This window comes from Bartonella sp. AA83SXKL, assembly GCF_042196965.1.
Taxonomy (GTDB): Bacteria; Pseudomonadota; Alphaproteobacteria; order Rhizobiales; family Rhizobiaceae; genus Bartonella.
The window spans coordinates 1-249 of record NZ_JBHIRG010000300.1; the positions used below are offsets into that span (position 1 = coordinate 1).

At 36.1% G+C, this 249-nt stretch carries 1 protein-coding gene; it reads left to right on the top strand.

The features are described from left to right. On the top strand, window positions 1–249 hold a 249-nt coding region (locus tag ACFINO_RS11260; RefSeq protein ID WP_375655932.1), incomplete at both ends, for a hypothetical protein.

Sequence of the window (249 nt, forward strand, 5' to 3'; positions counted from 1 at the left end):
CAGCAATTTTTTTTGTTTCTCGGAATCCTTCTGTTTATCGGTTTTTATTTAATCGATCTTTTTCTTCTAACCAAGTTAGTGTTACAGAAGGAATGCTTATAGAAAGATTGGAAGTTTTTTTTCCAGGTCTTATCAGGGAACTTTCTAAATTGAATCCTCAACAACAAAAGCAATTTATTGAGCGAGTCCGTTGCGATATAGTTACTGCTGCTTCTGCGAATGGTAAAAGTATTGAGCAAGCCCGCCAAC